The sequence below is a fragment of the Membranihabitans maritimus genome (assembly GCF_021729145.1).
GTDB classification, from domain to species: Bacteria; Bacteroidota; Bacteroidia; order Chitinophagales; family Saprospiraceae; genus Membranihabitans; species Membranihabitans maritimus.
In genome coordinates, this window is the sequence record NZ_JAJSLW010000023.1 from 72,125 (window position 1) to 81,699 (window position 9,575).

Annotated in this window: 11 protein-coding genes; 8 read left to right on the forward strand and 3 right to left on the reverse strand. The window is 36.5% G+C overall.

From position 1 onward, the window contains the following. From LVD47_RS20535 to LVD47_RS20550, 4 genes are all read left to right on the forward strand, one after another. Entirely contained in the window at window positions 1-1,581 is a 1,581-nt protein-coding gene (locus LVD47_RS20535; RefSeq protein ID WP_236980235.1) for a PepSY-associated TM helix domain-containing protein, read from the forward strand. A 218-nt stretch (window positions 1,582-1,799) separates the two neighbouring features. After that, window positions 1,800-2,297: a dihydrofolate reductase gene (locus LVD47_RS20540; RefSeq protein WP_236980237.1), complete on the forward strand. Its 498-nt coding sequence runs from the start codon at window positions 1,800-1,802 to the stop codon at window positions 2,295-2,297. Between the two features lie 260 nt (window positions 2,298-2,557). Beyond that, window positions 2,558-3,109 (forward strand): RNA polymerase sigma factor, encoded by a 552-nt coding sequence (locus LVD47_RS20545; protein ID WP_236980239.1) that lies wholly within the window; start codon window positions 2,558-2,560, stop codon window positions 3,107-3,109. Then, window positions 3,106-3,960 carry an anti-sigma factor gene (locus tag LVD47_RS20550; protein WP_236980241.1) on the forward strand — a complete coding sequence of 285 codons (855 nt, stop codon included), beginning with the start codon at window positions 3,106-3,108 and terminating at the stop codon, window positions 3,958-3,960. Before LVD47_RS20545 ends, LVD47_RS20550 begins: the two co-directional genes overlap by 4 nt. Before the next feature lie 203 nt (window positions 3,961-4,163). On the opposite strand, the gene LVD47_RS20555 is transcribed toward LVD47_RS20550, so the two are convergent. Both LVD47_RS20555 and LVD47_RS20560 read right to left on the reverse strand, forming a co-directional pair. Continuing rightward, the gene (locus LVD47_RS20555) at window positions 4,164-4,781 is read right to left on the reverse strand and encodes an HAD family hydrolase (RefSeq protein ID WP_236980243.1); all 618 of its coding nucleotides are present in this window, start codon (window positions 4,779-4,781) and stop codon (window positions 4,164-4,166) included. After that, entirely contained in the window at window positions 4,778-5,209 is a 432-nt protein-coding gene (locus LVD47_RS20560) for a hotdog fold thioesterase (RefSeq protein WP_236980245.1), read from the reverse strand. Before LVD47_RS20560 ends, LVD47_RS20555 begins: the two co-directional genes overlap by 4 nt. Window positions 5,210-5,249: 40 nt before the next feature. On the opposite strand from LVD47_RS20560, the gene arsC reads away from it, so the two are divergent. Then, window positions 5,250-5,588, forward strand: a complete 339-nt coding sequence (arsC, locus tag LVD47_RS20565; RefSeq protein ID WP_236980247.1) for an arsenate reductase (glutaredoxin) — start codon at window positions 5,250-5,252, stop codon at window positions 5,586-5,588. Window positions 5,589-5,853: 265 nt separating this feature from the next. Here the strand turns inward: arsC and miaA are convergent, their stop codons facing one another. Further along, entirely contained in the window at window positions 5,854-6,768 is a 915-nt protein-coding gene (miaA, locus tag LVD47_RS20570) for a tRNA (adenosine(37)-N6)-dimethylallyltransferase MiaA (RefSeq protein WP_236980249.1), read from the reverse strand. Between the two features lie 44 nt (window positions 6,769-6,812). On the opposite strand from miaA, the gene LVD47_RS20575 reads away from it, so the two are divergent. The 3 genes from LVD47_RS20575 (at window position 6,813) to LVD47_RS20585 (ending at window position 9,475) form a co-directional block, all read left to right on the forward strand. Continuing rightward, window positions 6,813-8,087, forward strand: coding sequence for a 1-acyl-sn-glycerol-3-phosphate acyltransferase (locus LVD47_RS20575; RefSeq protein WP_236980251.1), 1,275 nt, complete (start codon window positions 6,813-6,815; stop codon window positions 8,085-8,087). A 39-nt stretch (window positions 8,088-8,126) separates the two neighbouring features. Continuing rightward, entirely contained in the window at window positions 8,127-8,579 is a 453-nt protein-coding gene (locus tag LVD47_RS20580; protein WP_236980253.1) for a protein-disulfide reductase DsbD domain-containing protein, read from the forward strand. 275 nt (window positions 8,580-8,854) lie between these two features. Then, window positions 8,855-9,475 carry a hypothetical protein gene (locus LVD47_RS20585; protein ID WP_236980255.1) on the forward strand — a complete coding sequence of 207 codons (621 nt, stop codon included), beginning with the start codon at window positions 8,855-8,857 and terminating at the stop codon, window positions 9,473-9,475. Window positions 9,476-9,575: the final 100 nt, after the last annotated feature.

Sequence of the window (9,575 nt, forward strand, 5' to 3'; positions counted from 1 at the left end):
ATGAAATTTAAGGGATTAAGTAATCGGGCATATAATATTGTTTTTCATACTCATACCGTTACGGGATTGGTAATAAGCATCGGCCTGTTTGTTATTTTTCTGGCAGGGGCGTTTGCATTATTTAAGGAAGAAATGTACCGATGGGAAAACCAGGATGCCCGCTATAATCCCCCGGAAATAGTAGACCTGGATCGCGCTTTGTCCAGAATAAAAAAGTCAGTTCCTAATTTTGATCCTTCAGAACCCTTAACCATTAAGTTGCCTACTTATGAAAATCCGGAGTATATCTTTTACGGAGCGGAAAGATCAAAGGATTCTATGCTAATAAGGGCAGTCGTTCAAGTAAATTCTTCGAATTATGAGGTAAGGGAACACAAAGACACTAAAACCCATCTGGGGCAGACCCTTTACGACCTCCATTTCTTTCATCAAATTCCTTACGTTGGTCTTTTTATATCGGGGTTTCTGGGTTTGTTTTTTGTATTTGCTACATTGTCTGGTCTCCTAGTACATTGGAAGCATATGATTAGTAAATTTTATGCTTTTAATATTAAGAGTTCTTTACAGCAATTTTGGAAAGACGCACATGTAACTTTGAGCTTTATTGGTCTTCCATTTCAGCTGATTTATGGTGTGACGGGGGCTTTATTGGGGTTATCGATTTTGTTGCTACTTCCTTCCGTTATGATTTTATTCGGTGGTTCTCAACAGGAAATTAGGGGGATGATTGATCCCTCATTTTCTTTGACAGTGGATGAAAACTCACCACTATCTGATAACCAAAGCCTGAATATCAGTTACCAGGAATTTATGAATTCTCATGAGTATGGTAATGTTTATTACATAAGGGTTCAGAATTATGGACATGAGGATGCATTAATGTCATTCGGGGTGGATGACCGTAAAAGGATGACAGGTGATGGTATTTATGTTGTGCGGATGAATACAGGTGAGGTATTAGCTGAGCATTCACCGGCAGATAAAAGCTATGGAGAATCTGTGTATGGCATATTGATTAAACTTCATTACGGTACATTTGGTGGATTGCTGGTTAAAGTTCTATATTTTCTTTTGGCTCTAGTTACCTGTTTTGTTATAATTAGTGGCATTTTATTATGGCAATCTTCCAGGGACAATAAAAGGTATTCTAATGCTCAACGCAAATTTCATTTTCAGTACACAAGGTTGTGCCTTGCCATTTGTTTAAGCCTGTTCCCTGCTATAGGGTTGATTTTCTTGGCCAATAAATGCGTTCCTTTTGACCTCTTTCACAGGACGATGTATGTGAACTCCATTTTCTTTACCGGTTGGCTCTTATTGTCTATTATAGGACTCATTTATAAGGATACTGGAACATTGAATCGATTTTATTTATTAATGGGAGCTATATTTTCATTTATGATCCCTGTTGCCAATGGGGTCGTGACGGGAGATTGGATATGGAGCACCTTGTATCATAGGGAATGGTACGTGGCCGGGGTAGATATTTTTTGGATTTTTTCAGGAATCACACTAATTTTTGCTCTTAGAAATAAAATTGACGTTCCCCCAGGTAAACGTATGGTTACCAAATATTTATGAATTAAATAGCTTTTTTCTATTCAATTTACTGGAATAAATTATTACACTGATACAACAGGATAGATTGACTGTTGCATTTCCATGATTGACTTTATCCAGTGAACCATTTAGTGGTAAGAAGTTATTACAGGGTTTTAAGAATTTTTACGAAAACGATACGTTCGAAAATTTGTTAAACAATAGACGGAAATAATAATACTATGCAAAAGGGGAAACAAATGAGAACAATTGTTGCGGCTATGGCCAACAATCGTGTTATTGGCAATAATGGCAAACTTCCATGGTATCTGCCGAAAGATTGGGAGCATTTCAGGGAAGTAACTAATGGGGGAACCTTTTTAATGGGACGTAAAAGCTATGAAGCTGATGATCGTCTTTTGTCAGAGAAATGGAATTATATTCTAACTTCCAACAACAATATAAATCTATGTGACCATTGTTCCATTGTGGGGTCATTGAATGAGTTTTATTCATTAACCTATAATGAAGAAGAAGTTTTTATTCTTGGGGGTGGCAATGTTTTCAGCGAAGCATTGAAAGATGAAAGTATAAATAAAATGATTTTGACTTTTGTAGATGCAAGTCCGGAAGGGGACACTTACTTTCCAAAGGTCAATTGGTCTAGGTGGAAAGAAGTTAAATCACTTTCTTTCGACAGGGATGAATTTCACAAACACAGTTTTACAATTAAGACCTTTGTAAGAATGATAGAATAAAAAAGCAGATCCTCCTTTGAGGATCTGCTTCATCAATGTTTGGAAGAATAGTCTTGCGATCTGCAAGACTTTACCTATTTATTTGTTATACGTATCGACTCCTGGTTTGGATTTTTACATTCTATTTTTTTCAAACAAATATTTATTTCTTCAAATTAAAAGAGTAGAGTTTTATGAAAAAAATCTACGCAATGATGGGGTTTTAAAAAATTTGATTATTTTGGATCGCTGAAAAAATTGATTGATACCTCAATATATTAATGCAAAAATCCGGACAACATATTTCTGAAAATGATTTGGCTACCATGCTTCAAAATGGAGACCAGGCTGTAGTATCAGAGATATACGACCGTTACGGTGGTGTTTTGTTTGGAATGTGTACAAAGATTCTTAGAAATAATACGGGCTTAGCGGAAGATGCTTTCCAGGAAAGCGTACTTAAGATTTGGAAGTACGGTAAATCCTATGACGCAAAAAAGGGAAAGCTTTTTACCTGGATGTTAAATATTACAAAGAATACGGCCATTGACCATTGGCGAAAAAATATGAATAGGGGTAAAATCCAAAATGATATAGAGGACGTACATAAAGCAAAAGAGGCTTACTCCGAAACCCGAAACACAGATACAATGGATGTCCCTGAGAATGTGGAGAGTTTGGATCAGTCTTTGAGGGAAGTTATTGAATTAGCCTATTTTAATGGAATGACGCACCAGCAGATTTCGGGTGAGTTGGACATCCCACTGGGAACTGTAAAGACCAGAATTAGAAATGGTATTAAAAAGTTGAGAACTATATATTTAAAAAATTGAATACTAAAGAATACATAGAGAGTGGCATTTTGGAGGCCTATGTTGTTGGTTCTGTGACGGAGCAGGAACAACAAGAGGTGCGTTGCCTTTCTTCTATCTATCCTGAAATCAAGCAGGCGTTGGAGGAAATAGAGGATTCTATGGCCGGGTTTGCTACTGAGTATTCAATGTCTCCTCCTGACCATTTAAAGGCTGAAATCCTTAAACAGGTAGACATCACTGAACAATTACCTGCAGGTGATACAGATGGAAAAAGTGACAAACCCTTTGTTTCAGCAGTAGGTAGTGGTGAGGATAAAAATGCGAAAATCAGACCCATTCGAAAGGATCCTAATAATTTTCCCTGGAGAATTGCCGCTACGGTTCTTTTATTGATTTCTTGCGGGTTGTTGTACTTTCTTATGACGATGGATGAAGATTATGAATCAGAGTTGACGGCTCAAAGAGAAAGTATTAATGCTCTGGAGAATCAGGTAGAGTCAGTAGAATCTGAATTGCAGGAAAAAGATGACAGACTGGCTTTGCTTATGAACAAAGGGACGGACCGGATAATTCTTTCGGCGGCTAGTGAAGGTGGACAAGATGAAGCTATAGTTTATTGGCATCCTGAAACAGAACAGGTTTGGTTGGATCCTGATAATCTCGTGGCCCCGGATAATGAACACCAATACCAGTTATGGGCACTTAAAGGAGATCAACCTATTGACCTGGGTGTAATTGATAAAGAGAACTTGCAATTACATCAAATGAAAGGGATAGGAGAAGCAGATGCCTTTGCCATAACCCTTGAACCAGTTGGAGGAAGTCCTTCACCTACCCTTGAGCAACTCAAAGTGATTGGACAGATATAGAATCAGTTAAGTATATACAAAAGCATTTAATTGAAGTCAGTATTCTTATGGTTTATTACTGAAGATTAAGTTTTTCTTTCTTTCTAAACTTTTTTTACTATACCACAGAGGTGCAATCTTTCATAGACTTACTGAAATCAATAGTAATATTGTTGCCTTTGCATTTTTTACAAAAAAATTATTTTAGTTGTTTTGCGTTGGCGTTATGAGTTAATGCTGACATTTGTTAATTGTTCCAATTCACTTGCCAGTGATTTTTCAGCGGTAAAGTGGATAGATGAAAAGTTAAGTGATTCTGCCGCTATGCAATTTTCTTTCCTATCGTCGATAAATACACATTGTTCTGCTTGTAAAGCATACCGTCGTAACAATACTTTATATATTTTTGGATCTGGTTTAATAAGTTTTTCTTCCCCTGACATAATAATGCCGTCGAAAGATTTAAGAAAATCAAATTTTTCCTGAGCAATAGGGAAGGTATATTGAGACCAATTGGTAAGGGCATAGATCTTAAATTCAGGGTTATCTCTAAAATATTTTAATACCTGAATATTTTCTGAAATACCTCCATCGAGCATTTCAGACCATCTTCCGTAATACGCTTTAATTTCTAATTGGTATTCAGGAAATAATTCTATTCGTTCTTCTGCAGCCTGGTCTAATGGTCTTCCACGATCTTGTTCCAAATTCCAATCATAAGGACAAACGGAGCTTAGAAAATATTCGACTTCATCTTCAGTTGAAAATATTTTACGATAGAGTAATTTTGGATCCCAGTTGATGAGAACCCCACCTAAATCGAAAACTATATTTTTAATCATTGAGCCAGTTTTACTGTCATAGTGGTTAATCTACTTTTACATACCAGACGATTTTTCTCATCTTTTATTTCAATATCCCATATTTGAATTTGCCTTCCAATCTTTATTGGGGTAACTTTGCCTTTAACGATGCCATTTCGGGCAGACCGGATATGATTGGCATTAATTTCTATACCTACAGCGCTTTGAGTTGATGTATCTTGGATACATAGGTGTGCAGCTACGCTACCGAGTGTTTCTGCTAGTGCAACAGAGGCCCCACCGTGAAGCAAACCAAGGGGTTGGTGGTTGCGGTGATCTACCGGGATCGTTGCTTCGAGAAAATCTTCGCCAATGCCAGTGAATTGTAACCCCATATTTTCACCCATTGTATTTTGGTTCATCATGTTTAGATCATCCAGATTAAAGTCCTGTTTCCAAATCGCCATATTTTTACTAATTTTCCGTAAATATAAAAAAAGTATGAGTATGGAATTGTATCATAATCCCAGGTGCCAAAAGTCTCGTGAGACCCTTAAATTGCTGGAAGAGAAAGGGGTGAAATTTGAAATACGAAAATATTTGGAAGACACCCCCGATCGCACGGAATTAAAAGAGGTAATTGATAAATTAGGTATTCCGGCAGAAGAACTTGTTAGAAAAACAGAAAAAATATATAAATCCAACTTTAAAGGTAAAGATTTGTCAGAAGACGAGTGGATAAAGGCAATGGTAGAAAATCCCAAATTGATACAACGGCCAATTTTGATAAAAGGAAGTAAAGCCGCAATCGGACGACCTCCGGAAACTGTTCTTGAAATTTTGTGACAGGAAAAATAGAAGTCGAAAGGCCGAAGTCCGAAGGGCGATGGTCGAATTTCAAAACAAAAAGAAATTATTTCCGATCCGCGTATTATGCGAGAACGAGATATGTAAAAAGATCAGGTATGTAACATACCCTTATTTGGAGATCTTCGAAAGGGAGTAGGCTCAAAGTCCTGCGCCTGGAACTTAATAACATTTAATATGACTGATAGCTCACAGCTAACGGTTTAGCTCTATTCATTTGTTCCCTAACTTCCGAAATTCATCATTACAGCCTGGTTTTAATCCATTCGTGCAACGGTTTATCTTCACCTGGATTGATCCACTCCCAATTTCCGTGTTTCCTAAACCAGGTCATTTGGCGTTTGGCAAAATTTCGCGTGTGTTGTTTGATTTTTGCGATGGCTTCATCTTTCGATTTTTCACCCTTGAAGAATTGTATGACTTCTTTATATCCTACTGTATTAAGTGCTTCGTAATTAAAATAAGGAGAAAGGGATTTGACCTCTTCAATTAAACCTTCTTTTACCATATTATCAACTCTTTCATTGATCCGATGATATAAATCACTTCTTTCCCGATGAATAGCAAATTCCTTGTAAGAATAAGAACCTTTCAATCTTCTACCTTTTTGAAATTGGGTAATGGATTTACCCGTTTGATCCAGAATTGTCAAGGCCCTGATAATTCTATGCGGATTTTCCATGTCTGCCCAATGACTGTATTCAGGGTCTTGTTCCTTCAACATATTTTGTAAGTATTGAATTCCCTTTTTTTGCCATATATCATTCCATTTGGATAGTATTTCTGGTCTTATATCGGGAATATCTGCTAATCCTTCAATTAACGCTTGTATATAGAAGGCTGTCCCTCCAGCTATTATGACTAAGGGTAAGGAGGATAATTCCCCATCTAATAATTCGAATACATTTTGATTGAATTTACCTGCAGCGTATGTTTGGTTTGGTTCCAAAATGTCAATGAGATGATAATCAATTGTAGAAAGTACCTCATGATGTGGTTTTGCTGTTCCAATATTCATTCCTTTATAGACTTGCCTCGAATCCGCTGAGATAATGGGAAGTTGGTAAGATAAGGCCAGCGATTCAGCCAGGGAAGATTTCCCTGAAGCTGTGGGTCCACTTATGATCAATAGGTCTGGTTTATTTCCCTTTTTTGTCAAAATAAATTAAGTTTACGCTGATTTAAATTGCAAAAATAAGAAAAGTGGGATTGTTATATAAGGTTTTGAGAGTTGTTACGCGTGGAGTTATACGCGGCTATTATAAAAAGATATATATCAATGGTGAGAATAATATTCCTACCGATGCCCCGGTATTATTGGCTGTGAATCACCCTTCGTCTTTTACAGAGCCCTGTGTATTAGCCACTCACTTGAAAAGGGAACTTCATTTTCTTATCCGTGGAGATGTAACAAACAAACACAATGAGTGGTTTTTTAGAAAGACCAATCAATTACCCATTTACAGGTTTCGCGATGGTTTTTCCAATATGAGGCAAAATGAGAAGCAATTTAGTTATTGTTTTGACCTTTTGGCTAAAAAGGGATGTATCACGATTTTTTGTGAAGGTAGTACCAAGCATATAAAGCGAACACGTCCGGTACAAAAAGGAACGGCCAGAATAGCTTTTGGTGCCATGGAAAATCGAAAATTGGATGAAATATGGATTGTTCCGATAGGGGTGAACTTTGAGAGCTCGCCAAGGCCGCGCTCAGTGATTACTGTCCAGGTCGGTAAGCCTATCTCTGCCAAGAAGTATTATGGTGATTATCTTGAAAATGATAGAAAAGCCTTGAATTCCCTCACGGCAGAGATTGAAGATGGACTTCGTAAACAAATGGTCAATATCAGGCAGGATGAAAGGTTGAAAACCGGAGATGACATATTATTATATTTATCCAATGATATGAAAATGAATAGCATCCCCATAGCTGTACGCGAAGATTATGAATATTTCCATCAAATGAATCGAGCTGCTAATGAATTAAGTGAGCTGGATCAGGCAGCATTCCGGGAAATACAATCCCTTAATTCGGAGTATAAAAATAAAATGGGTAATATCTCCGATAAAGCTTTTGTGCCTGTTTCAAAAAGTGTTTTTCATTTCTTTTTTATGACTCTTGGCAGTATCCTGGCATGTATTGGTGGATTGTTTTTGTGGTTACCCCAAAAGCTAACCTTTACACTACAGGACAAACTCAATAAAAGGGAGGAGTTTATGTCGGGTTTTAGGATGGCTGGATTTTTGATCTTTGTACCTCTATTTATGATTATATGGATGATTATTTTTGCTATTTGGTGGGGCAAATGGGTCTTGCTTTTCTTGTTGTTATTACCGGCACTTTCTTATTTTGCAGTTATTTGGTATGACCATTGGAAAGTATTAATGAATCGTTATAAATTTAAAAAACTGAACAAATCCAGTCAGGAAGAGTTAATTTCGTTACGGGAAGAGATTATTAAAACTTTTAAGTATTAATCCTGAATCCTTGAGTTTTTTAACGAGTAAATTATTTGTATGCGTTTATATGTTTTTTCATTTTTAATAGTTTTATTATCCGGTTTCTCTGCGAAAAGTCAGATTTTAAATCCTGTCGAATGGGAATTTGAAGCGATTGAGACAGGTGATAAAGAATTTGAAATAAAGTTAAATGCAACGATTGACAAAGGTTGGCATATTTATTCAAGGTTAACTCCTGAGGGTGGTCCTATTCCTACGTCTGTATCTTTTGAGAATAATCGTGCCCTTGAATTAATTGGTGAAATTGATGAAGAAGGGGACCTGGAAGATAAAATGGATGATATGTTTGGAGTGCGAGTAAAATCGTATTCCGGTTCAGTGAGTTTTATTCAGGGAGTAAAATTAAAGTTTCCTGTTACTACCTATTTAGTAGGTACGGTTGAATACATGGCCTGTGATGATTCAAGGTGTCTACCTCCCGAGGAGAAAAAATTCAAGATTAAATTGTAGTAAGATATCTAGTCTGCTTTTTCCCTGGCTTATACAACAGACCTTTTTAGTATACCTACTTTATCCTTTATTTTGTATTTTACGAATAGGAAGAAATCCAAATTGGCATTTTAAGAGTATGTATTAAAAAAGTCTATACGTGATTGAAAAGTCCTATTTTGACATTAATGCTTTAAGCCCTGTGTTGCTATTTCACGGTATAAATAGGAATTTATATCAATTGCTGAAAATGGATATAAACCTATATAATCCAGAATCATTTTATCCGGCTATCGATGGCAAATAGGAGGAGTTTTTTTATATTATTTTTTGTCTTAAGTTGTTCCATTTTTGCCCGGTCCCAGGATAAAAACTTTGTAGCTTTGCCTATTGTATTTTTTTCTCCAGAGACTAACTGGGGTTTTGGCGGAGGAGCACTTTATTCTTTTTATACCAAGGGATTACCTGAAAAGTTTAAATATCGTCCGAGTATGGTCCAGGTAGGTGGAGTCTATACACTGGAAAATCAGATTTTATCGTATTTCTCTTTTGATGTCTTCAAACCACATATGAAGTGGGAGTTAACAGGAGAATTGGGTTTTTATAAATATTCTTACAAATATTGGGGAATTGGAAATACTTTGGATAGTGACCAGGAGGAGATTTATACCATAAGTTTTCCTCGGGTTCGGTTTAATCCCAGGTTTATAGTATCCGGGGATTGGAGAATCGGGCTTAACTTTGATTTTAATTATTACTTTGATATACATGTACAAGAAAATGGAATTCTTGATTTGAATAATACAACGGGTTCCAACGGTGGTTTTGCTAATGGCATTGGAGGAGAAGTATTATTTGACCATAGAGACATAGAGATCACAGCGCATTTCCTTCCAAAGGCGTTTATTACAATTTAAAGGGCCTTTATTACCATAAAATTCAGCAATTTCTACTGAAAATTAGCGAGGCGCTTTCACATTATAAAAATATTGTATATGTTTGTTGTTATGAGAATCT

Bases quoted from the DNA above. Each gene is read 5' to 3' on its own strand.
- LVD47_RS20540 (WP_236980237.1), top strand. From the start codon at position 1,800: ATGAGAACAATTGTTGCGGCTATGGCCAACAATCGTGTTATTGGCAAT.
- LVD47_RS20585 (WP_236980255.1), top strand. From the start codon at position 8,855: ATGGCAAATAGGAGGAGTTTTTTTATATTATTTTTTGTCTTAAGTTGT.
- LVD47_RS20535 (WP_236980235.1), top strand. From the start codon at position 1: ATGAAATTTAAGGGATTAAGTAATCGGGCATATAATATTGTTTTTCAT.
- arsC (WP_236980247.1), top strand. From the start codon at position 5,250: ATGGAATTGTATCATAATCCCAGGTGCCAAAAGTCTCGTGAGACCCTT.
- LVD47_RS20555 (WP_236980243.1), bottom strand. From the start codon at position 4,781: ATGATTAAAAATATAGTTTTCGATTTAGGTGGGGTTCTCATCAACTGG.
- LVD47_RS20560 (WP_236980245.1), bottom strand. From the start codon at position 5,209: ATGGCGATTTGGAAACAGGACTTTAATCTGGATGATCTAAACATGATG.
- LVD47_RS20545 (WP_236980239.1), top strand. From the start codon at position 2,558: ATGCAAAAATCCGGACAACATATTTCTGAAAATGATTTGGCTACCATG.
- LVD47_RS20580 (WP_236980253.1), top strand. From the start codon at position 8,127: ATGCGTTTATATGTTTTTTCATTTTTAATAGTTTTATTATCCGGTTTC.